Source organism: Atlantibacter hermannii (genome assembly GCF_009907385.1).
In the GTDB taxonomy this organism is placed as follows: domain Bacteria; phylum Pseudomonadota; class Gammaproteobacteria; order Enterobacterales; family Enterobacteriaceae; genus Atlantibacter; species Atlantibacter hermannii_A.
This window is the reverse complement of the sequence record NZ_JAAATR010000024.1, coordinates 35863-58856: the sequence shown is the minus strand read 5'-3', so window position 1 is coordinate 58856 and position 22994 is coordinate 35863. Positions and strand designations below refer to the sequence as shown.

The following is a 22994-nucleotide window of genomic DNA, read 5'->3' as shown; positions in this document are numbered from 1 at the left end:
GCCGGAGTTCCGGCCTTTTTACTTATTTAAATTCCATATTCTTCGCGATACGCCTGCACCGCAGCCAGATGGTCAGCCATTTCCGGGCGCTCTTCCAGATACGCAATCAGATCTTTCAGCGTGATGATAGAAATCACCTGGCAACCGTAGTCGCGCTCCACTTCCTGAATCGCTGAAATGTCCGCGCGCCCACGCTCCTGGCGATCGAGGGAAATCAGCACACCCGCAAGCGTAGCGCCGTGCGCCTGAATAATTTCCATAGATTCGCGGATCGCCGTACCGGCGGTAATCACATCATCCACCAGCATAATACGGCCTTCCAGCGGGCTTCCTACGAGCGTGCCGCCTTCACCATGATCTTTAGCTTCTTTACGGTTAAAGCAGTACGGCACATCCCGGTCATGGTGCTCGGCAAGCGCGACCGCCGTGGTGGTGGCAATCGGAATGCCTTTATAAGCTGGCCCAAACAGCAAATCAAAATCGATGCCGGAATCCACCAGCGCCTCGGCATAAAAGCGCCCCAACAACGCCAGATCACGACCGGTATTGAACAGCCCGGCATTGAAGAAATAGGGGCTTTTACGCCCGGACTTCAGCGTAAACTCGCCGAACTTCAATACCTGTTTGTTGAGCGCAAATTCAATAAACTGGCGTTGATACGGTTTCATGGATTTGCTCCTTCTAAAGCTTGCAAATGAGTTGTACGAATAAATGGCAAAAAAAAGGCGACTCACTGGTCGCCTTACGATTAATTTTCTAACGCCGCCTTCTGCGACGCGACAATCGATTCGATTCCCCCGCGGGCTAACGCCAGCAGCTCAAGCAGCTCTTCATGAGTAAAGGGTTCGCCTTCTGCGGTGCCCTGGACTTCAATGATGCGGCCATCTTCGGTCATCACCACATTCATATCGGTTTCCGCCGCGGAGTCTTCTACGTATTCCAGATCGCAAACCGCTTCACCGGCAACAATCCCAACGGATACAGCGGCAACCATGCCTTTCAGCGGATTGCGCTTCAGTTTGCCGTTCGCCACCAGCGCATTCAGCGCGTCCGCCAGCGCCACGCAGGCACCGGTAATCGATGCGGTGCGCGTACCGCCATCAGCCTGGATCACATCGCAATCCAGGGTAATGGTAAATTCGCCCAGCGCTTTGAGATCGACGGCGGCACGCAGAGAACGGGCAATCAGCCGCTGGATTTCCAGCGTTCTTCCGCCCTGCTTGCCTTTAGCCGCTTCGCGCGCGTTACGGGTATGGGTAGAGCGAGGCAACATGCCGTATTCCGCCGTGATCCATCCCTGACCCTGGCCTTTCAGAAAGCGCGGCACGCCTTCGTCAATGGAAGCGGTGCACAGGACTTTGGTATCGCCAAACTCGACCAGCACGGAACCTTCAGCGTGTTTAGTATAATGACGTGTCAGAGTGACAGGGCGCACCTGATTGGCGCTACGACCAGCTGGACGCATGGGTTTTCTCCGGCTTAGAACGAATGTGGCTGCGCATTATACGGACTTCGGGCGCTTATTCCTATCCTGCCAGGCCATCGGTGGCTATAATCCCCTCATCATTCTCATCAAACGGGAACATCTATGATCCGCAGTATGACCGCCTACGCCCGGCGTGAAACCAAGGGTGAATGGGGCAGCGCCGCCTGGGAATTGCGCTCCGTGAATCAGCGCTACCTGGAAACCTATATTCGTCTGCCGGAGCAATTTCGTAGCCTTGAGCCCGTCGTTCGCGAGCGTATTCGCAACCGTCTGACCCGCGGTAAAATCGAATGCAATCTGCGTTATGAGCCTGACTCCAGCGCCCAGGGCGAGTTGATCCTCAACGAAAAGCTGGCAAAACAGCTGGTCGCTGCGGCGAACTGGGTGAAAATGCAAAGCGATGAAGGCGAAATCAACCCGGTTGATATCCTGCGCTGGCCTGGCGTGATGGCGGCTCAGGAGCAGGATCTGGATGCGATTGCGGCGGAAATCCTCGCCACGCTGGATGCCACGCTGGATGACTTTATCGTCGCCCGCGAAACGGAAGGCCAGGCGCTGAAAGCCCTGATTGAACAGCGGCTTGAAGGCGTAAGCACTGAAGTGAAAAACGTTCGTGCCCATATGCCGGAAATCATGCAGTGGCAGCGCGACAAACTGGTCGCCAAACTCGAAGACGCCCAGGTGCAGCTGGAAAATAATCGCCTCGAGCAGGAACTGGTATTGCTGGCGCAGCGCGTTGATGTGGCGGAAGAGCTCGATCGCCTGGAAGCGCATGTCAAAGAGACCTACAACATCCTCAAGAAAAAAGAGGCTGTAGGCCGCCGTCTTGATTTTATGATGCAGGAGTTCAACCGCGAATCGAACACGCTGGCATCAAAATCAATTAATGCCGATGTCACGAACTCTGCGATTGAATTAAAAGTGCTGATCGAGCAAATGCGCGAACAGATCCAGAATATCGAGTAATTTCAAAACAATAAGAGGCCTACTCTCTGCTGGCCTCTTATCTTCACTGCGCTGATTGCGCTTCCAGCCAGCGGACCAGTTCGTGAATACGCGTACTGTGCGACCCTTTAAACAATATTACGTCCCCCTCCTGAAGCGCCTCCAGCAGCAGCGGTTTCAGCGCCAGATGCGTTGTAACATGCCCTCCTTGACGGCCCTGCTCCAGTAACTGCCAGCAGGCGTTATAGGTCTCTCCTGACAAATATACTTGTTCGATTTTCGAATGGTTAATCAGCGCGGCAAGGTCCGTATGATAGCGTTCCGCATTGCTGCCCAACTCAGCCATCTCGCCAAGCACGGCAATACGGCGTCCTGACGTTTGCGTTTCGCTAAGTTTTTCCAGCGCTGCCGCCATTGAGCCGGGATTAGCGTTGTAGGCATCGTCGATCATCATTATTTTCCGCCCCTGAAGATGAAGCGATTTTTCAGCACCTCTCCCCGCCAGCGCCTGGAATTTAGCGAGTTGTTTAATCGCTGGCGCAAGGGGAAGATGTAACGCCGAGACTGTCGCCAGCACAGCCAGACTGTTGATAGCCATATGTTTACCGCCGGCACCGAGCTGATAAGTCAGTTTTTGCCCCTGCGCATTCACCGTTACGCGATGGCCTGCCGCTTCATAGCTAAGGAGGCGAAAATCACAGTCGCTGTGGGTACCATAGGTCAGGATAGTGAGTTGACGCTTTTCGGCAGCTTCGCGCACCGTTTCCCATTCCAGCATATCCCGGTTAAGAATGGCGATACTCCCCGGCGACATCCCTAAAAAAATGGCGCTTTTGGTAATCGCAATATCGCGAAGCGTGTCTTTTTCACCTAAATGCGCAGGCTGAACATTGGTAAAAACGGCGATATGCGGGCGCGCCATACGGGAGCTAACAGCCATACGTCCAATAGCCATTTCCAGCACGGTATAAGGCGTATTCCACGGTACAGAAGCCAGATTCCATGCCACGCCGCGAGGAAGATTCGCATTAAACGCACTTTTGCAAACCGGCCCCCAGGGCGAAAGCGCGTCAGCCAGCATCGCGACACAGGTGGTTTTGCCTGCGCTACCGGTTACGCCGATAACCTTCCCCATCATCTGATTACGCGCGTAACGTCCTAACGCCAGTACGGCTTCGGTAGCATCGGTGATTTTTAATAGCGGAAGCTGTGGATCAGTCAGTTCTTCCGGAGCGGTTGTGATAAGACACGCCGGCGGCGGTGACATGGCGTGAATCGCCGTTTCTGGCATACCACATTTATCTACTTCCGTGCGAATAACCGCCATATTGCCTGGCTGCATGGCCGGAGCATAAATAGATAACCCCGTCGCGGTCCATTCTTGATGAGGCTGGCGGAGCCATTCGCCGCCAGTCGCCAGGGTAACATGGTGCGCTGTCCAGAAACCGTTCTCACCAGCATCGTCGGCGCAGGCCAGACTCGTTACGTTGTGATGAATTTCTTCCATAGAGTTGTATCAGCCTGTGCCTGGATGGGGTGGAAAGAACTGCGAGGGCCTTATCGTATTAATAAACCCATCGCGCGCCAAGGAGAAGCGTTAAAAACGATCGGCGCGCAACGTAGCGCTGGAGATTTCGCCCTCGCCGTTACAGATTAGATTTTTTATAACACAAAAATGTATTTAACTCGCATATACCTTAATTAAAACGATAAAAAAATAATATATAAATTATTTTTTCTAATTCGAATGGTTATTGTTAGAAAATCTCAATCGTGACATAACGCACAAAACGCTACCCTTTCGTGCTTATCCTGGAGGGTCACAATGCTGCTTCATATTCTTTATCTGGTTGGTATCACCGCAGAAGCGATGACAGGCGCGCTGGCGGCAGGCCGCCGTCGCATGGATACGTTTGGCGTTATCATCATTGCAACGGCCACGGCGCTTGGCGGCGGATCGGTACGCGATATTCTGCTCGGACATTATCCACTGGGCTGGGTAAAACACCCTGAATACGTCATTATTGTGGCTACCGCCGCCGTGTTAACAACGCTCGTTGCGCCGGTGATGCCCTATCTGCGCCGTCTTTTCCTTGTGCTTGACGCACTGGGTTTGATTGTCTTTTCAATTATCGGCGCGCAGGTGGCGCTGGAAATGGGAGAGGGGCCGGTAATTGCCTCCATCGCCGCCGTCGTCACTGGCGTATTTGGTGGCGTACTGCGCGATATGTTCTGCAAGCGCATTCCACTGGTGTTTCAGAAAGAGTTATATGCGGGAATTTCTTTTGCTGCGGCAATACTTTATCTGGCTCTGCAACATTACGTGTCTAATCAGGACATGGTAATTATCAGCACGCTATTGTTTGGTTTTACCGCTCGTTTGCTGGCGTTGAGATATAAGCTTGGCCTGCCCGTTTTTGCCTATTCGCATGGTGGGCATTGAATGGTTTCTATTAAACGCTGGCTTTACGAAGGGCGTATCGCAATTGTTAAATAGCCATAACTATTTACCCCCCTATAAACACCTTAAACAATGTGGTTATGCGCCTGTTAAGCCATAACCGCTCGCCAGACCGCATACTATGCGTGACAACTATATTACATAGCCATGCTATAAGGCACTTTTATTAATTAAAGTAATCTTATTACTTTTCCTTAAAAAATCATACAATAATATTTGCAATACAACACATAAACATTCATGCGGTTTATGATAAAATCCGCCGGGTAACCTTCCCTGCAGGAAATTTCATGGCGCACATTAGCTTACCTCTGGATAATGCCGAACGTTTAACCCTTACCGAGGGTTTTCGGCATGATATCAATCTTCTCCGTGGAATAGCGATTGCTGCTGTTGTTGCCTACCACTTTGCGCCGTCGTGGGTTCCAGGCGGATTTGCAGGGGTTGATATTTTCTTTGTTGTCTCAGGTTTTTTGATGACAAAAATTATATGCGGCGGGCAAGAAGCCGGGAATTTTAATTTATTCACTTTTTATATTGCTCGCTGTAAAAGAATCATACCAGCATTATATTTTATGTGCGCTGTGCTGTTCTTATTCTCCTGGTTATGGTTCCCCTCACTGGAGTTTAAGGCCGTCGGCCAATATATCAGTTATGTCGTTTTATTTATTTCTAATATCAAGCTTAATAAAGACACGGCGGGGTATTTTACTGCAGACAGCCACGAAAACTGGTTTTTGCATACCTGGTCATTATCTGTTGAATGGCAGTTTTACCTGGTTTTGCCGCTTGTTCTTATTGCTGCCTATCGCTTTCGGGATAAAATCCATCCCAGCGTAACGATGGTCTTACTGACGCTTGCATCTTTTACTGCCCTCTTCTGTGTTAATGACAAATACACTGCGTCTACCTTTTATCTTATGCCGTTTCGCGCATGGGAAATGCTCTGCGGCGGACTGGTATGGCACCTTGCCAAAAATAAATGGCCTTCGCAGATAAAGTTTGCCCTTACTGCGTTCGGCTATCTTGTCATTTTTGGGAGTATCGCTTTTATAAAACCCGCCATGCAATGGCCATCTTTTTATACATGGCTACCGGTACTCGGCACAATGTTCGTTATTTTGGGTAACGAGCAATATTACTCTACACGGGTTGGCCGGAGCGTTCAGTGGCTGGGATTAAGTTCTTATTCAATCTATTTATGGCACTGGCCTGTAGTTGTAATGTTGAGCTATGCAGACAGGCAGCATAACGTTAAATGGATTGTAGCGGGTATCTGCGCTTCCGTGGTCGCGGGTTACCTTTCATGGTTATTAATTGAAAATCCGGCAAAAAAATCGTTAAGCCGGTTTTCAAAACCCCAATTCTGGGCTCTCATTTTTAGCGCTGTTTTGACGATTTATGGCGTCAGCACACTGGCGAAAAAAGAAATTATTACTAACCATCCCAATCAACTGATGGATAGCATCGCAAGGGAAGCGGTTAATAAAAACTATGCAGCGGATACTACCTCTGGAGTAAGTTATTATGGTCAGGGACCGCTAAAAGCTATCATGGTCGGGGACAGCCACGCCGAAGCTACCGTAACCGCTTTGGCTCAGGCGGCAACCCCTTACGGTTCAGTAATGGGATTAACTTATTCAGGTTGCCCGACGCTGTTTAACGCGCATCGCGTAAAACATAAAGGCTGCGATAAATTCAATCAGTCTTTATTGAATAAACTCAGCGAATACCCGGAAAATGTCCCGGTGATTATTGTTAACCGCATTACGCATTACGTGGGAAATAAGCTGGTTACATTCGATAACCCAGTTAATGATATTTACTCTCAACAATTCGCACAAAGCCTGATTAATACAGCATGCGAATTAAGCCAGCAGCGTCAGGTTTATCTGGTCAAGCCAATACCAGAAATGCCTCATAATGTCCCCAGGGTTTTATCGCACGCGCTTATGTTTGGGAAAAAACCCGAAGACGTGACCGCAGAGCTGTCTGTTTATAATCAGCGCAATAAAACGATTATTGATGCTCAGGATCAGGCGGCAAAACAGTGTGGGGTAAAAATTCTCGATCCCACTCGTCAGTTATGTCGCTCCGGAGTTTGCTATGGCAGTCAGTCATTACGACCTCTTTATTTTGATGATAACCACCTCAGCGAATCCGGTAATAAAAGCTTAGTTCCGATGTTTGCCGAAATATTCGCCACGTCTTCGCCTTGATTAGCGGGAACCAAACCCCTCAACGCCCTGACTCGCTAACCAGGATGCGAGCGAAGCAATGTGCGGATACCGCGTAAACTGCACCAGCTTTCGTGCCCGCTCCGCTCCGATGCCCGGTAGCTTTTGCCAACTGGGTTCGTCGCGATGAGCGAGAGTGGGCCAGTCGCTATCCGCAAGCGTATTCATTGCCGATGCCGGTATAGGCATACCCAGCGATTTCAGCCACAGCCGGAAAGGCTGCTGGCGAACCAGGTTAAACCGATGCCGCATCTCAAGGGCACGCTTGGCTGAAAAGCCGGGCACGCCCTGTAATTGCTGTTGGGTCAACGCCAACCACGAGTAAATGTGCTCAAAGTGAAAAGTATCAACCAACTGTTGCCAACCCGCCCGATTCAACCCAGATATTACCAATACTGATGACGAACTTATCCAGACAAGCCGCGATAAAAACTGCTCACGGCAATCTGTCGTGTAATAAAAACAGCTTAACGAATGATAAGGGCTCTGTTCGGGCGGCTGCGGTTTGTGCCGTTCAACGCCACGCCAAATCACGTTTTTAATTTGCGGGATCCCCCGCCCTGCCAGGCTGACGAGCACCCGATCGCCCGGTGCGATATCCCATTTCTGCCAGCGGCGAACAGAGCCAATATTGACCCGTTTGATTTGTTTATCATCTACTTTTACTGGCTCAAGCAGCGCCACCACGGAAATTTTCCCGCTACGCCCGACGGAAAAATGCACATCACGAACCTGAGTGGCCTGGGCTTCAGGATCGTATTTCCAGGCGATAAGCCACTCTCCCTGGCCCGGTTGCCAGTTTTGCGCCTCCGGCTCCCGGCTCTGCCGGACGACAACACCATCGGTCACAAACGGCAGCGGGCTGGTAAACCAGCGTTTGCGCCAGTTCTCGACGTCGTTAGAATCTGCCACAGGCCAGGACCATTGCAGAGCTAACGGGAATCCGCCCTCCGCCAGACGCTGTAGCCGTTCAGGCATTGCTTTCGGTCCGCCGGGCCATCCCCAGATAAAAATGCCCAGTTCGCTCAGCAGCGGCGAAGCGCCATGTCGGAGCATCGCCCCAGCGACTTTGGCTCGTGCGTTAAGGCCGCCTGAACGTAGCTGAATATGGTCAGGCTGACGAAGAAAAATCTCGCCTTGCAAAACGCTATTCGCCAGCGGACCGGTGGTTGCTTTTGGAATGCCGGGGATCGCGTTGGCTTTTTCAAGCCATGATTGCCCTTTTAGCCCATCGCCCCGGCTAATGGCTTGTACCAGTTCGCCATTACGATAGACCAACGTTACCGCCACGCCATCGACTTTCGGCTGAACCCATAGCGCCTCGCGGTTCTGCATCCATTCAGCAAGCGCATTTTTATCTGCCGCTTTACGTACCCCGGTATGCGCCACAGGATGGGCGACGTTTCCGCCTTTTGCCGTTATCGCTTTTTCGTGGCTGAGCAATTGCGGGAAACACCCCTCCCATTGCAGCAACTGGGTACGCAAATCGTCATAGGTTTCATCGCTTACCTTGCTCTCGCCCTGCTGCCAGTATGCGTTATCCCATTCTTTTAATTGCTGTTTCAGCGCCGTCATTTCCTGGGTTGCTCGTCCCTCCGTCCATACAGGGCAATCGCAATAACCCCTCGTGGAAAACAGCATCAGCATAATTAATGTATATCCCTTCATAGCGCCTCCCTGAGTCATGCCATCGATATATATCAGCGAGGGCGCCAGGTCATGCGTCAGAATGACGCTATGCGAGAAAGCGTCCAGCGTATTTCAGGTCGAGGACAAATCGATGCAGGAAAGCGCGAGATTTCGCGCAAAAAGCAACGAAACCGTGGGAAAAGTGTGACGGGGGCTACGTCGTTGCGTATCGGCGTGTATAATAAGCCGGTATACACTCTTCCTTTTGCATACCGAATCGTTAAGACACCCATGGCTCAAGGCACGCTTTATATTGTTTCCGCTCCCAGCGGCGCGGGAAAATCCAGCCTTATTCAGGCTTTATTAAAAACGCAACCGCTGTACGACACGCAAGTTTCTGTTTCACACACCACCCGTAATCCACGTCCGGGTGAAGTGCATGGTGAGCATTACTTTTTTGTAAACCATGAAGAGTTCAGAGCAATGATTGCCCGGGAAGCCTTTCTGGAGCATGCCGAAGTTTTCGGAAATTACTACGGCACCTCTCGTGAGACCATCGAGCAGGTATTATCGACAGGCGTAAACGTGTTCCTGGATATCGACTGGCAGGGCGCGCAGCAAATTCGCCAGAAGATGCCCCAGGCGCGCAGCATTTTTATTCTGCCGCCGTCGAAGGATGAGCTGGACAGACGCCTGCGTGGCCGCGGTCAGGACAGCGAAGAGGTTATCGCAAAACGTATGGCTCAGGCCGTTGCTGAGATGAGCCATTACGCAGAGTATGATTATTTAATCATCAATGATGATTTCGATACGGCGCTGGCGGATTTAAAAACGATTCTGCGCGCCGAACGTCTGCGTATGAGCCGCCAGAAGCAGCGACATGACGCTTTAATCACCAAACTATTGGCAGACTGAAGATAGTTTCAGTATCATGCCCAGTCATTTCTTCATCTGTGGAGCTTTTTATATATGGCACGCGTAACTGTTCAGGACGCTGTAGAGAAAATTGGTAACCGTTTTGACCTGGTACTTGTCGCTGCGCGTCGCGCTCGTCAGATGCAGGTTGGCGGTAAAGATCCGCTGGTACCGGAAGAAAACGATAAGACGACCGTGATTGCACTGCGCGAAATCGAAGAAGGCCTGATCACCAATCAGATCCTTGATGTTCGCGATCGTCAGGAGCAGCAAGAGCAGGAAGCCGCCGAACTGCAGGCTGTGACCGCTATCGCTGAAGGCCGTCGTTAATTAACCTGTCGGGTCGCCCTTGTATCTGTTTGAAAGCCTGAATCAACTGATTCAACACTACCTGCCGCCAGACCAGATTAAACGTCTGCAGCAGGCATACCTTGTTGCGCGTGATGCCCACGAGGGTCAAACACGCTCAAGCGGTGAACCCTATATCACCCATCCCGTCGCTGTCGCCTGCATTCTGGCCGAGATGAAACTCGACTACGAAACGCTCATGGCCGCGCTTCTGCATGATGTGATCGAAGATACCCCTGCGACTTACCAGGATATGGAGCAACTGTTTGGTAAAAGCGTTGCTGAACTGGTCGAAGGGGTATCCAAGCTTGATAAGCTGAAGTTCCGCGATAAGAAAGAGGCGCAGGCCGAAAACTTTCGCAAGATGATTATGGCGATGGTGCAGGATATCCGCGTCATTCTCATCAAACTCGCTGACCGTACCCACAATATGCGCACGCTGGGCTCATTACGCCCGGATAAACGTCGCCGCATCGCCCGTGAAACCCTGGAAATCTATAGCCCGCTGGCCCACCGTCTTGGTATTCATCATTTGAAAACCGAGCTGGAAGAACTGGGTTTCGAGGCGCTCTATCCGAACCGTTATCGCGTGATTAAAGAAGTGGTGAAAGCCGCGCGCGGCAACCGTAAGGAGATGATCCAGAAAATCCTCGCGGAGATAGACGGGCGGTTGCAGGAAGCGGGGATTCCCTGCCGCGTGAGCGGTCGCGAAAAACACCTCTATTCCATTTACTGCAAAATGGTGCTGAAAGAGCAGCGGTTCCACTCCATCATGGATATCTACGCCTTCCGCGTGATCGTCCAGGATATGGACACCTGCTATCGCGTATTGGGCCAGATGCACAGCCTGTATAAACCGCGCCCGGGCCGCGTGAAAGATTACATCGCTATTCCCAAAGCAAACGGCTATCAGTCGCTCCATACCTCGATGATTGGCCCGCACGGCGTGCCGGTTGAAGTGCAAATTCGCACCGAAGATATGGATCAGATGGCGGAAATGGGGGTGGCGGCGCACTGGGCTTATAAAGAGCACGGTGAAAGCAGCACTACCGCGCAAATCCGCGCCCAGCGCTGGATGCAAAGCCTGCTGGAACTTCAGCAGAGTGCGGGCAGCTCGTTTGAATTTATCGAGAGCGTAAAATCCGATCTGTTCCCGGATGAGATTTACGTTTTCACCCCGGAAGGACGCATTGTCGAACTGCCGGCTGGCGCGACGCCCGTGGATTTCGCCTATGCGGTGCATACCGATATCGGCCACGCCTGCGTCGGCGCGCGCGTTGACCGTCAGCCCTATCCGCTGTCGCAGTCGCTTTCCAGCGGTCAGACCGTCGAAATCATTACCGCGCCGGGCGCCCGTCCCAACGCCGCCTGGTTGAACTTTGTGGTGAGTTCGAAAGCACGCGCGAAAATCCGCCAGATGCTGAAAAACCTCAAGCGCGACGATTCCGTCAGCCTGGGCCGCCGTCTGCTAAACCACGCATTGGGCGGCAGTAAGAAACTGGCGGAAATCCCGCCGGAAAATATTCAACGCGAACTGGAGCGCATGAAGCTGGCGACGCTGGACGATCTGCTGGCAGAAATCGGTCTTGGCAATGCCATGAGCGTGGTTGTGGCTAAAAACCTGTTCCAGGGCGAGGCGTCATCCGCGCCGCATTCTGTCGCATCCGGTCACAGTACGCTGCCCATCAGAGGCGCAGACGGCGTTCTGATTACCTTCGCCAAGTGCTGCCGACCTATTCCAGGCGACCCGATTGTCGCTCACGTCAGCCCGGGTAAAGGTCTGGTGATCCACCATGAATCCTGCCGTAATATCCGTGGCTATCAGAAAGAGCCTGAGAAGTTTATGGCGGTGGAGTGGGATAAAGAGATTGAGCAGGAATTTATCACCGAAATTAAGGTTGATATGTTCAATCATCAGGGCGCGCTGGCGAATCTGACCGCAGCCATTAACACTGCCGGTTCAAATATTCAGAGCCTGAACACCGAAGAGAAAGACGGGCGCGTCTATAGCGCGTTTATCCGTCTGACGGCGCGCGACCGCATCCAGCTGGCGAATATCATGCGTAAAATTCGCGTCATGCCTGATGTGATTAAAGTCACCCGTAACCGAAACTAACCTTATGAATCCACAGCGTTATGCGCGTATCCGCGAGATGCTCGCCAGGCGCCAGCCTGACCTGACGGTCTGCATGGAGCAGGTCCATAAGCCCCATAACGTTTCAGCGATTATTCGGACCGCCGACGCCGTCGGCGTGCATGAAGTGCATGCCGTATGGCCAGGCAGCCGTATGAGCACCATGGCCTCCTCCGCTGCGGGCAGCAATAGCTGGGTCGAGGTGAAAACCCATCGCACCATTCAGGACGCCGTCGGCCAGTTAAAAGGCCGCGGGATGCAAATCCTCGCCACGCACCTTTCTGATAAAGCTGTCGATTTCCGCGAAATCGACTATACCCGGCCAACCTGCATTCTGATGGGTCAGGAAAAAACCGGCATCACGCAACAGGCCCTTGAGCTGGCGGATCGGGACATCATTATTCCGATGATCGGGATGGTGCAATCCCTGAACGTATCGGTCGCCAGCGCGTTGATCCTGTATGAAGCACAGCGCCAGCGGCAGAACGCCGGGATGTACCAGCGAGAAAACAGCACGCTTGCCGATGAAGAACAGCAGCGGCTACTGTTCGAAGGCGGTTATCCGGTGCTGGCAAAAGTCGCCAAACGTAAGGGGTTACCCTATCCGCGCGTGAATGAGTTTGGCGAGATTGAAGCTGATGAGACATGGTGGGCTACCATGCAAGCCGGGAATGAACCCGCTCGTCGCGCTATCAAGGACCCTGCCTGAATGAAAGGCCGCTTGCTCGACGCCGTGCCGCTTAGCGCTCTGACGGGCGTTGGGGCAAGCCAGAGCAGCAAGCTGGCGAAGATCGGTTTGCATACCGTTCAGGACCTGTTGCTTCACCTCCCCCTGCGTTACGAAGATCGCACCCAGCTTTACCCTATTGGCGAACTACTACCGGGTATTTACGCCACGGTGGAAGGCGAAGTCCTGAACAGTAATATCACTTTTGGCGGGCGTCGCATGATGACCTGCCAGATTAGCGACGGCACCGGCATCCTGACGATGCGTTTTTTCAACTTTAATGCCGCAATGAAAAACAGCCTGACGACGGGCCGTCGCGTACTGGCCTATGGGGAGGCGAAACGCGGGAAATACGGCGCGGAAATGATCCATCCTGAGTATCGCATCCAGGGCGATCAGAGCGCGCCGGCATTACAGGAAACGCTTACCCCGGTTTACCCCACTACTGAAGGCATTAAGCAGGCGACGCTGCGCAAGCTCACCGATCAGGCGCTGGAACTGCTGGATACCTGCGCTATCGCCGAGCTTCTGCCCCCCGAACTCGCTCAGGGCATGATGAGCCTGCCGGACGCGCTGCGCACGCTCCACCGCCCACCGCCCACGATGGAATTGGCCGAACTGGAAAGCGGTAAACATCCTGCCCAGCATCGTCTGATCCTGGAAGAATTACTGGCCCATAACCTGAGTATGCTGGCATTGCGGGCTGGCGCGCAGCGCTATCATGCGCAACCGCTTGCCGCCAATGACGCGCTCAAGCAGCAATTACTGGCTGCGCTGCCCTTTAGCCCGACCGGCGCGCAGCAGCGCGTGGTCTCGGAAATCGAGCACGATATGGCGCTGGATTTCCCGATGATGCGTCTGGTGCAGGGCGATGTCGGTTCAGGTAAAACCCTGGTGGCGGCGCTAGCCGCGTTACGCGCCATCGCTAATGGCAAACAGGTCGCGCTGATGGCTCCCACGGAGCTGCTTGCCGAGCAGCATGCCAGCAATTTTTCCGCCTGGTTTGAACCGCTGGGCATCCAGGTTGGCTGGCTGGCGGGTAAACAAAAAGGCAAAGCGCGGATTGCGCAACAGGACGCGATCGCCAGCGGCCAGGTGCAGATGGTGGTGGGCACTCATGCCATTTTCCAGGAGCACGTACAGTTTAACGGCCTGGCACTGGTGATTATCGATGAGCAACACCGCTTTGGCGTTCATCAACGGTTAGCGTTGTGGGAGAAGGGCCAACAGCAGGGCTTCCATCCTCACCAGTTGATTATGACCGCTACGCCTATCCCACGAACCCTGGCAATGACGGCTTACGCGGATCTGGATACCTCGGTTATTGATGAGTTACCCCCCGGACGCACCCCGGTCACGACGGTCGCCATCGCCGATACGCGGCGCGCCGACATTATTGAGCGCGTGCGTAATGCCTGTATTAACGAAGGCCGCCAGGCTTACTGGGTCTGTACGTTAATTGAGGAGTCCGATCTTCTCGAAGCGCAAGCCGCAGAAGCCACCTGGGAAGAGCTTAAAATCGCTCTGCCGGAATTGCAGGTTGGCCTGGTGCATGGCCGGATGAAACCTCAGGAAAAACAGAGCGTCATGAAGGCGTTCAAACAGGGAGAGCTGCATCTGCTGGTCGCCACTACGGTGATTGAGGTTGGGGTTGATGTGCCCAATGCCAGCCTGATGATTATTGAAAACCCGGAGCGTCTCGGCCTTGCGCAACTTCATCAGCTCAGGGGCCGGGTCGGACGCGGTGCGGTAGCCTCCCATTGTGTACTGCTCTATAAATCTCCGCTTTCCAAAACAGCGCAGTTGCGTCTTCAGGTATTGCGCGACAGCAATGATGGCTTTGTCATTGCGCAAAAAGACCTGGAAATACGCGGTCCTGGCGAATTACTGGGCACCCGCCAGACCGGCAATGCGGAATTCAAAGTCGCCGATTTATTACGGGATCAGGCGCTGATCCCTGAAGTCCAGCGCATTGCACGCCATATTCACGACCGTTACCCACAGCAGGCAGCCGCATTAATTGAACGCTGGATGCCCGAAACAGAACGCTATTCCAACGCCTGAATTTCACCCCTTGTTAAACCCCGGCAAATGCGGTTAACGCCTGATTTGCTCCTGTTCCCGGGCAATTTAGAAACTTATCTAAGCAAACGTTTGCTTTTACCCGGCAGTCCGATAAAATTAGCGCCTTTCCACCCCACCCACCGTAATGGAATGATCGCTGATGTCCGTTGATGCCGTAGAGTCGCAAGATGCGCAACCGATTGCGCAGACTCAGAACAGTGAATTGATTTATCGTCTTGAAGATCGCCCGCCGCTACCGCAAACCCTGTTCGCCGCTGGTCAGCACCTGCTGGCGATGTTTGTGGCGGTGATTACGCCCGCGCTGTTGATTTGCCAGGCGCTCGGCTTACCCGCACAGGACACGCAGCACATCATCAGCATGTCGTTGTTCGCCTCCGGCGTGGCGTCGCTTATCCAGATTAAAGCCTGGGGGCCTGTAGGCTCGGGCCTGCTGTCGATTCAGGGCACCAGCTTTAACTTCGTTTCACCGCTGATCATGGGCGGCCTGGCGCTGAAAAACGGCGGTGCGGACATCCCGACCATGATGGCGGCGCTGTTCGGCACCCTGATGCTGGCCAGCTGCACCGAAATGCTGCTCTCACGCGTCCTGCATCTGGCGCGACGCATTATTACCCCGCTGGTCTCCGGCGTGGTGGTCATGATTATCGGCCTGTCGCTGATTCAGGTTGGCTTAACCTCTATCGGCGGCGGCTATGCCGCGATGAGCGATAAAACTTTCGGCGCACCGATGAATCTTTTCCTGGCAGGCGTGGTGCTGGCAGTGATTATTCTGCTTAACCGCCAGCGTAACCCCTATCTGCGCGTGGCCTCACTGGTGATCGCCATGGCCGTGGGCTACGTCGTGGCGTGGGCGTTAGACATGCTGCCGCAAAATACCGCGCCGACCAACGATGCGCTGATTATGGTCCCGACGCCGCTCTATTACGGCCTGAGCATTGACTGGAACCTGCTGATCCCGCTGATGCTGATCTTTATGGTGACCTCCCTGGAAACCATCGGCGACATTACCGCCACCTCTGACGTTTCCGAGCAGCCCGTTTCTGGCCCACTGTACATGAAACGCCTGAAAGGCGGCGTACTGGCGAATGGCCTGAACTCGTTTGTGTCCGCCGTATTTAATACCTTCCCGAACTCCTGCTTCGGCCAGAACAACGGCGTCATTCAACTGACCGGCGTCGCCAGCCGCTATGTAGGCTTCGTGGTCGCGATGATGCTGATTGCGCTGGGCCTGTTCCCGGCTGTGAGCGGTTTCGTGCAGCATATCCCGGAGCCGGTACTGGGCGGCGCAACCATCGTGATGTTCGGTACTATTGCGGCGTCCGGCGTGCGTATCGTTTCCCGCGAGCCGCTTAACCGCCGTGCGATCATGATTATCGCGCTGTCGTTAGCGGTAGGCATGGGCGTGTCCCAGCAGCCGCTGATCCTGCAATTTGCCCCGGACTGGCTGAAGAACCTGCTCTCCTCTGGCATTGCCGCTGGCGGTATCACGGCGATTATCCTGAATCTGATTTTCCCACCGGAAAAAGCGTAATCCCCCACGGCGATAACATCGGATTGCTATCGCCGCCTCACCTTTCGCTCTCCCTGCCTTGAGCAATCGCCATAAATCGTGCATAACTCCTTCATTGGCTATTCATCGGATGGAAGACAATGAAATTTCTTGGAAAGCTCATCGTTGCGCTGTTTGTCGCCGTTCTGGTCGCGATCCTGGGGCTGTATATTTTGCTACAGACCCGCTGGGGCGCGGGCTGGATAACCGACTGGGTAAATGCGCACAGCGATTACCACATCACGTTTGATGAAATGGACCACCGCTTTTCCTCACCCTCGCACATTCTGCTGAAGAACGTCACTTTTGGGCGCAACGGACAGCCCGCCACGCTGGTGGCGCAAAGCGTGGATATCGGCCTGAGCAGCCGCCAAATCACCGATCCTTTCCATGTTGACGCCATTATCCTGCGCGAAGGCACGTTAAATATTTCACCGGATACCGCCTCGATCCCCTTCCAGGCCGACCGCCTGCAGCTGAGCGATATGGCCTTCAACAGCCCAAACAGCGCATGGAACCTGAGCGCCCAGCGGGTCAACGGCGGCCTGACGCCGTGGCTGCCGGAGGCGGGACGGATCCTTGGCAGCAAAGCCAGAATCGAACTCAGCGCCGGTTCGCTGACCCTTAACGGCATCCCGGCCAGTAATGTGCTGATTCAGGGCGACATCGATAACAATCAGGTGAATTTCACCACCCTCGGTGCGGATGTGGCGCGCGGCTCGCTTACCGGCAACGCGCGCCGTAACGCCGACGGCGGCTGGCAGGTGGATAACCTGCGCCTGAGCGATATCCGCCTGCAAAGCGATAAGAGTCTTGTCGATCTCCTGCGCCCCGTCACCAGCCTGCCGTCGCTGAAGCTGGGCCGCGTAGATATCACTGACGCACGGCTACAGGGCCCGAACTGGGCGGTGACCGATCTGGATATGACGCTACGGGACATCACTTTCAGCAATAATGACTGGCAGAGCGAAGAGGGCAAACTCTCCCTCAATGCCAGCGAGTTTATTTATGGCTCGCTGCATTTCTTCGACCCTATCGCTAACGCGAATTTATCCGGCAAAGGCGTGGAAATCAGCCAACTGACGTCCCGCTGGGAAGGCGGCATGATCCGCACTCGTGGCGAATGGACGCGCAGTGATAAAGGGCTAACCCTGGCCGATGTGGCAATTGCCGGGCTGGAATATACCCTGCCGGATGACTGGAAAAAACAGTGGATGACGCCGCTGCCGGAATGGCTGAACCGCGTGACAGTGACCAAATTCACTGCCAGCCGCAACCTGATTATTGATATCGACCCGACCTTCCCGTTCCAGTTAACGGCGCTGGATGGCTACGGTAATTTACTGGAGCTGGCGCGCAACCGCCAGTGGGGCATCTGGAGCGGCAACGCCACGCTGAACGCGGCTGCCGCCACCTTTAACCGCGTGGATGTACGCAGGCCGTCCATCGCGCTGAGCGCCAACAGCAATAACATCACCATCAGCGAACTGAGCGCCTTTGCCGGAAAAGGGATGCTGGAAGCCACCGCCGCGATCACGCAACAACCGGAGCGGCAAATCGCCTTAAGTCTGAATGGCCGGGCAGTGCCGGCGAACGTGCTGGAAAACTGGGGGTGGCCGCAGGTGCCGGTGCAGGGGGACGCCAATATGCGCCTCAGCGCCCGGGGCCAGCTTAGCGCGGATCGACCATTAAAACCCACGGTGAACGCGACACTGACTGTCACCGGTGCTAACGGTCAGCAGCTACAACAGACTATGCAGGCGGGCGTCGTAAGCGGTACGCCTGCGCCGTCCCCAACACCTGAAGCGCCTGCCGCCACGCAGCCGCCGCAAGAAAACCCCTTTCAGTAGCGCAGCGCCTTCACCGTCCAACAGCGGTGAAGGGCTTACTCTTCTTCGTTACCGCCCTCTTCCAGCGGCCCGAACGGTTTAGCGGGCAACACGATATAAGTGCCCTCAAACACCGCGCCCAGCGTATCGTCGCCAATCAGTTCAACCTGCAACTGCACCCGCGCTTTACGCCCGCGCGCCAGCCGGTCCAGATCGCCGCTGAGCGAGCCCAGATCGGCAATCGCGCCGGGGCGGCCGGTGATCGGCGCGCTGTAGCGAATATGCGCATCGGCCAGAATAATGGTGCCGCCGAGATGGCGCTCGCGCAGCATCAGCCAAATCAATCCCCAGCCGGTCAGCGTGGCGAGAGAAAACAGGCTGCCGGCAAACAGCGTATGGTGCGGATTCTGGTTACCCGCCTCCGGCATGGTGGTAACAAACTTCTGCCCGGTATATTGCAGAATGCGCACGCCCATCTTCTCACTGAGCGGAATATGCTGATACCAGGCCTGCTGGAGCTGCCCGCACCAGTCGGCGCGATGCAAAATATCATCCAGCGGCACGATGGGTTTGATCATTAAAAAGTGGCGTAGCGGGGTGGTTTGCGGCGTGGTGATCTCGCCCTGATTGACAAAACCCAGCTTGGCGAAAAACTCGACGGCGTCCTCGCGGGCGCTACAGGTCACGCGCTTCACGCCTTCCTGACGGGCCACGGACTCCAGCGTCATCGCCACCAGCGTGCCCAGGCCTTTGTCCTGTACGTTCGGATCCACCGCCATAAAGCGGATGGAGGCTTCGTTATCGGCATTGATATACAGCCTGCCCACGGCCACCGGTTTACCGCTTTCATCCACCACCATTTGGTGATGCGCCAGCGCATCCCAGGCGTCACGCTCGGAGCCTTTCGGTTGATGCAGGGGTTTACGCAACATTTCCCAGCGAAATTGATAGTAGCTTTCCAGCTCTTCTTCCGTTTGGGGTACGCGAAGATGATACATAGATGGACTCTCTCTTGTTGCCAGGGACCGCGCCGTTAACGGGCTCATACTTGCAGCCAGAAGGTAACGGGGCCGTCATTCACCAGGGACACCTGCATGTCTGCCGCAAAGCGCCCGGTTTGTGTTTCAGTGCCAAGCGTTCGGCAACGCTCAACGAAATAGTCATACAGCTCTTCCGCCAGTGCAGGCGCTGCGCCGTTGGAAAAGCTCGGGCGCATACCGCTGTTGGTATCCGCCGCCAGAGTAAACTGCGACACCACCAGTACGCTGCCGCCCGCCTGCTGAACGTTCAGGTTCATCTTGCCGTTTTCATCGCTGAAGATGCGGTAGCCGAGTACCCGTTCACACAGGCGGTTCGCTTTCTGGGGGGTGTCTTCCTTTTCGACACCTAATAACACCAAAAGTCCCGGGCCGATTTCGCCCGTCACGTCACCGTGAACGGCGACGCTGGCACGCGTGACGCGTTGAATTAATGCAATCATGGTTCTTCTTCGGATTCTTGTTCTGCGGCTAATTTTAGCGCTCGGTAGTCTCCGAGAGTGACAGTAATTTCCGCGCCAAGCAAGACGATACACCACGTCCAGTACACCCAAACGAACAAAATGGGGATCACCGCCAGTACGCCGTAGATAAGCTGATAAGAGGGGAACATGGTGATATACAGCGCGAAACCTTTCTTACCCAGCTCAAAAAGCAGCGCCGCCACCAGCGAACCCACCAGCGCATCCCGGGCGGGCACGCGAGTAGTGGGCACGATGCTGTACAGCAGCCAGAACGACAGCCAGGAGAGCAGCAGCGGGAAGATGCGCAACACGTTGTCGATCAGTGAATCAAACCCGCTGACCCAGCGCAGCGACAGCAGATACGAGCTGATCGCCAGGCTGGCCCCCGCCAGTAACGGCCCGAGGGTTAAAATCATCCAGTAAACCGCAAACGAGTAAATTTTGGGCCGTACCCGCTTGCTGCGCCAGATGGTATTCAGGGCGCTGTCCACGGCATACATCAGCAGCAGCGCGGTGACGATCAGCCCGCAAGCGCCGACTGCGGTCATCTTGCTGGAGTTGGCGACGAACTGCTCGATATAGCGCTGAATAATATCGCCCGTGGCGGGCATGAAATTGGCGAAGATAAAGTGACGCAGCTGAATGCTGACATCGGAAAACATCGGAAACGCGGCGAACAGCGCAAAGACTACCGCGACGAACGGCACCAGGGAGAGCAACGACACATAGGCCAGGTTGCCTGCCAGCGTAGTCATATTGTCCTGGTCGATTCGCTCCCACAGCAACTTACACCAGGCCCAGAGCGGCGCGGTGTGTTTGGTTGCATGATGATGAACGCGTCTTAACATGGCTGCTTCGCAAAATAGTCCGGTAACGTGGATTTATCGGTCACGTGAATGCTGGCGATCCCCACGGCCTGCGCCCCTTTAATATTATCGGCGTTATCGTCGAAAAATACCGCCTCACTGGCCGGGTATCCTTCCGCTTCGAGGACTTTTTGATAAATCGCCGGTTCGGGTTTGCGGGCGCCTAACTCCTGTGACAGATAGACATGGTCGGCCGCAGCCTGCACTTCCGGGTAACTGGTCGGCCAGAAAGTGGTGTGCAGACGATTGGTGTTGGATAACACCACCACGCGATGCCCCTGCTCGCGCAGCTTATGCATGATGTCGATGACTTCCGGGCGTAGCCCGACAAATACCGCCTGCCAGCCTGCCGCGAATTGCTCATAGCTCAACGATAATTCCATCGATTCGCACAGTAGTTTTGCGAACTCCTCATCGCTGATTTCGCCGCGTTCATGCTTTTCGAACGGTTCACCCATGGTGAAACTTTGCTGAAGCGTCGCCAGCGGCACGCGGCTGTAATCACTCCATACGCCCAGCACGCGGTTAAAGTCGATATCGACGATGACGTTACCTAAATCAAAGATATAAAGCATGACACTCTCCTTTTTGGGCCATGGAGAGTTAACTGTAGCGGGGATCCGGAGGGTTGAATAGTAACGGCATCAAAACGAAAACAAAGAAAGCTCGCCACGGTTACGCAAGATAACCGTGGCGACAATGACCTTAAAAATCAGCGTACAGACGCGAGCCGCGGTAGCCAATGCGTTGCGACAGATCCAGCGCCGCATCGGCAATCATTTTGCCCAGCGCGGCGATTTTCTCCGGCTCGTGCTTAATTTTGGTATACAGGCTGGCGACGCTGATCGCCGCATAAACCTTGCCCTGAAGGTTATACACCGGGGCCGCCAGGCAGAACACTTCCGCGTTATGCTCGCGATCGTCAATGGCGTACCCCTGCTGGCGCGCCTGGTTAAGGATGGCGAAAAACTTTGTCTCATCGGTACAGGTATATGGCGTGATCGGTTTTAATCCGCCGGTACGCGCCAGAATCGTTTTAACGTCCTCATCCGGCAGGGTGGCGAGGATCGCTTTGCCAAGCCCGGTGCAATACAACGGGTTATTGGAGCCGATACGCGCCGAGGTGCGCACCGAGTTCGGGCTTTCGACTTTATCGAAGTAAACCAGCTCGTCATTGTTGAGCAGCGCAAGAAAAGCGGTTTCCCCGGCCACCTCGGCAAGTTTTTCCAGCACCGAGTGCGCCACGTTCTGAAAGGGAGTCTGTTCGAGGTAACACGCGCCGGTCTGAAACAGCTTCACGCCCAGCTTGAACGATTTCTGTTTTTCGTTGGCCTGCTCCAGATAGCCTTTATCAAGCAGGGTGTAGAGGATATCAAAGGTGGTGCTCTTCGGGATGCCAAGCTGCTTGCTGATTTCAGTGATTGTGAGTTCATCTTTACTTGCCGCAACCAATTCCAGCATCTCTAACGCCCGGGCCACCGAGCGATTAATCTTTTCTGACACGGGCTTACCTCACTGTCATTGTTATAGCGGGCAGTATAGCGAGGTAACGGAGGCGAAAACAGACGCAGAACCTGGGCAACAGGCAATAAAAAAGCCACAAATTTGTGGCTTTTTTACAGCGGAGTCAGGCTTTTTTGCCTTCATGGAAGGTCCGGATGAACGCCCTGGCCTGCCGGGTGATGGCTTCCCAGTCGCCGCGCGCGATCCACTCTTTATTGGTCAGCGCACTGCCCACGCCCACCGCGAACGCCCCCGCTTTGGCGAACTCGCGGGTATTTTCCAGCGTGATGCCGCCCACCGGGATCAGAGACAGGTTATCCAGCGGTCCCTGCACTTCTTTCATATAGTTGACGCCCAGGCTGTTGGCCGGAAACAGCTTCAGCAAATCCACGCCCAGACGACAGGCCTGTAAGATTTCCGATGGCGTCATTACCGCCGGGATCATCAGGCGCTGCTTCTCATGCACCATGGTGACCACGTCCGGGTTAAAGTCAGGCGACAGGACAAAATCCGCGCCCGCGTCCAGCACCAGCTGCGCCATCACCGGGTTGATTACCGTACCCGCGCCGACAAACATTTTGTCGCTCATTTCCTGTTTCAGGGCGCTGATGCTCTCCAGATGACGGGTGGAGTTACAGGTCACTTCAATAACCCGGATACCGCCGTCATACAGCGCACGGGCCAGCGGCAAAATCCCTTCGGGCGCGACGCCGCGTACAATGGCAATCATGCCGGTTTCTTCAATAGCGCGAATCACGCGATGTTTAATCATGGATAAC

General features: G+C 54.5%; 20 protein-coding genes. 10 read left to right on the top strand and 10 right to left on the bottom strand.

The window, feature by feature from the left end; all coding sequences use genetic code 11:
- Window positions 1-26: 26 nt before the first annotated feature.
- On the bottom strand, window positions 27-668 hold the full coding sequence (gene pyrE / locus GV764_RS07120; protein ID WP_002436694.1) for an orotate phosphoribosyltransferase: 642 nt from the start codon (window positions 666-668) through the stop codon (window positions 27-29).
- Between the two features lie 80 nt (window positions 669-748).
- Entirely contained in the window at window positions 749-1465 is a 717-nt protein-coding gene (gene rph, locus GV764_RS07115) for a ribonuclease PH (RefSeq protein WP_125295010.1), read from the bottom strand.
- Window positions 1466-1588: 123 nt separating this feature from the next.
- On the opposite strand from rph, the gene GV764_RS07110 reads away from it, so the two are divergent.
- Entirely contained in the window at window positions 1589-2452 is an 864-nt protein-coding gene (locus GV764_RS07110) for a YicC/YloC family endoribonuclease (RefSeq protein ID WP_144133018.1), read from the top strand.
- 43 nt (window positions 2453-2495) lie between these two features.
- Here the strand turns inward: GV764_RS07110 and GV764_RS07105 are convergent, their stop codons facing one another.
- Window positions 2496-3938, bottom strand: coding sequence for a UDP-N-acetylmuramoyl-tripeptide--D-alanyl-D-alanine ligase (locus GV764_RS07105; RefSeq protein WP_161659542.1), 1443 nt, complete (start codon window positions 3936-3938; stop codon window positions 2496-2498).
- 318 nt (window positions 3939-4256) lie between these two features.
- Here GV764_RS07105 and GV764_RS07100 point away from each other — a divergent pair, with 318 nt between their 5' ends.
- Both GV764_RS07100 and GV764_RS07095 read left to right on the top strand, forming a co-directional pair.
- Window positions 4257-4874 carry a trimeric intracellular cation channel family protein gene (locus GV764_RS07100; protein WP_161659541.1) on the top strand — a complete coding sequence of 206 codons (618 nt, stop codon included), beginning with the start codon at window positions 4257-4259 and terminating at the stop codon, window positions 4872-4874.
- Between the two features lie 308 nt (window positions 4875-5182).
- A complete protein-coding gene (locus tag GV764_RS07095) occupies window positions 5183-7111 on the top strand; it encodes an acyltransferase family protein (RefSeq protein WP_161659540.1) in 1929 nt (642 codons plus the stop codon).
- Here GV764_RS07095 and ligB read toward each other — a convergent pair whose 3' ends face one another.
- Entirely contained in the window at window positions 7112-8797 is a 1686-nt protein-coding gene (gene ligB / locus GV764_RS07090; RefSeq protein WP_161659539.1) for an NAD-dependent DNA ligase LigB, read from the bottom strand.
- A gap of 252 nt (window positions 8798-9049) precedes the next feature.
- Between ligB and gmk the strand changes: the two genes are divergently transcribed.
- The 7 genes from gmk to GV764_RS07055 all read left to right on the top strand — a co-directional run bounded on the left by gmk (window position 9050) and on the right by GV764_RS07055 (window position 18366).
- Entirely contained in the window at window positions 9050-9673 is a 624-nt protein-coding gene (gene gmk / locus GV764_RS07085) for a guanylate kinase (RefSeq protein WP_125295016.1), read from the top strand.
- Window positions 9674-9727: 54 nt separating this feature from the next.
- Window positions 9728-10003, top strand: a complete 276-nt coding sequence (gene rpoZ / locus GV764_RS07080) for a DNA-directed RNA polymerase subunit omega (RefSeq protein WP_002436668.1) — start codon at window positions 9728-9730, stop codon at window positions 10001-10003.
- A 19-nt stretch (window positions 10004-10022) separates the two neighbouring features.
- Window positions 10023-12137: a bifunctional GTP diphosphokinase/guanosine-3',5'-bis pyrophosphate 3'-pyrophosphohydrolase gene (gene spoT, locus GV764_RS07075; RefSeq protein ID WP_161659538.1), complete on the top strand. Its 2115-nt coding sequence runs from the start codon at window positions 10023-10025 to the stop codon at window positions 12135-12137.
- Window positions 12138-12141: 4 nt separating this feature from the next.
- Window positions 12142-12864, top strand: a complete 723-nt coding sequence (trmH, locus tag GV764_RS07070) for a tRNA (guanosine(18)-2'-O)-methyltransferase TrmH (protein ID WP_161659537.1) — start codon at window positions 12142-12144, stop codon at window positions 12862-12864.
- Window positions 12865-14946: an ATP-dependent DNA helicase RecG gene (recG, locus tag GV764_RS07065; protein ID WP_161659536.1), complete on the top strand. Its 2082-nt coding sequence runs from the start codon at window positions 12865-12867 to the stop codon at window positions 14944-14946.
- Window positions 14947-15106: 160 nt separating this feature from the next.
- The gene (locus GV764_RS07060; protein ID WP_161659535.1) at window positions 15107-16498 is read left to right on the top strand and encodes a nucleobase:cation symporter-2 family protein; all 1392 of its coding nucleotides are present in this window, start codon (window positions 15107-15109) and stop codon (window positions 16496-16498) included.
- A 119-nt stretch (window positions 16499-16617) separates the two neighbouring features.
- Entirely contained in the window at window positions 16618-18366 is a 1749-nt protein-coding gene (locus GV764_RS07055) for an AsmA family protein (protein WP_161659534.1), read from the top strand.
- Between the two features lie 35 nt (window positions 18367-18401).
- Here the strand turns inward: GV764_RS07055 and fabY are convergent, their stop codons facing one another.
- The 6 genes from fabY to GV764_RS07025 all read right to left on the bottom strand — a co-directional run bounded on the left by fabY (window position 18402) and on the right by GV764_RS07025 (window position 22987).
- Complete coding sequence (fabY, locus tag GV764_RS07050; RefSeq protein WP_161659533.1) at window positions 18402-19343, bottom strand: fatty acid biosynthesis protein FabY; 942 nt, start codon at window positions 19341-19343, stop codon at window positions 18402-18404.
- Window positions 19344-19387: 44 nt separating this feature from the next.
- Window positions 19388-19825 carry a D-aminoacyl-tRNA deacylase gene (dtd, locus tag GV764_RS07045; RefSeq protein ID WP_161659532.1) on the bottom strand — a complete coding sequence of 146 codons (438 nt, stop codon included), beginning with the start codon at window positions 19823-19825 and terminating at the stop codon, window positions 19388-19390.
- Window positions 19822-20694: a virulence factor BrkB family protein gene (locus GV764_RS07040; RefSeq protein ID WP_161659531.1), complete on the bottom strand. Its 873-nt coding sequence runs from the start codon at window positions 20692-20694 to the stop codon at window positions 19822-19824. Before GV764_RS07040 ends, dtd begins: the two co-directional genes overlap by 4 nt.
- Window positions 20688-21287, bottom strand: a complete 600-nt coding sequence (gene yihX / locus GV764_RS07035) for a glucose-1-phosphatase (protein ID WP_161659530.1) — start codon at window positions 21285-21287, stop codon at window positions 20688-20690. Before yihX ends, GV764_RS07040 begins: the two co-directional genes overlap by 7 nt.
- 130 nt (window positions 21288-21417) lie before the next feature.
- Entirely contained in the window at window positions 21418-22215 is a 798-nt protein-coding gene (locus tag GV764_RS22270) for an IclR family transcriptional regulator (protein WP_161659529.1), read from the bottom strand.
- 124 nt (window positions 22216-22339) lie between these two features.
- A complete protein-coding gene (locus tag GV764_RS07025) occupies window positions 22340-22987 on the bottom strand; it encodes a bifunctional 4-hydroxy-2-oxoglutarate aldolase/2-dehydro-3-deoxy-phosphogluconate aldolase (RefSeq protein ID WP_161659528.1) in 648 nt (215 codons plus the stop codon).
- Window positions 22988-22994 lie beyond the last annotated feature (7 nt).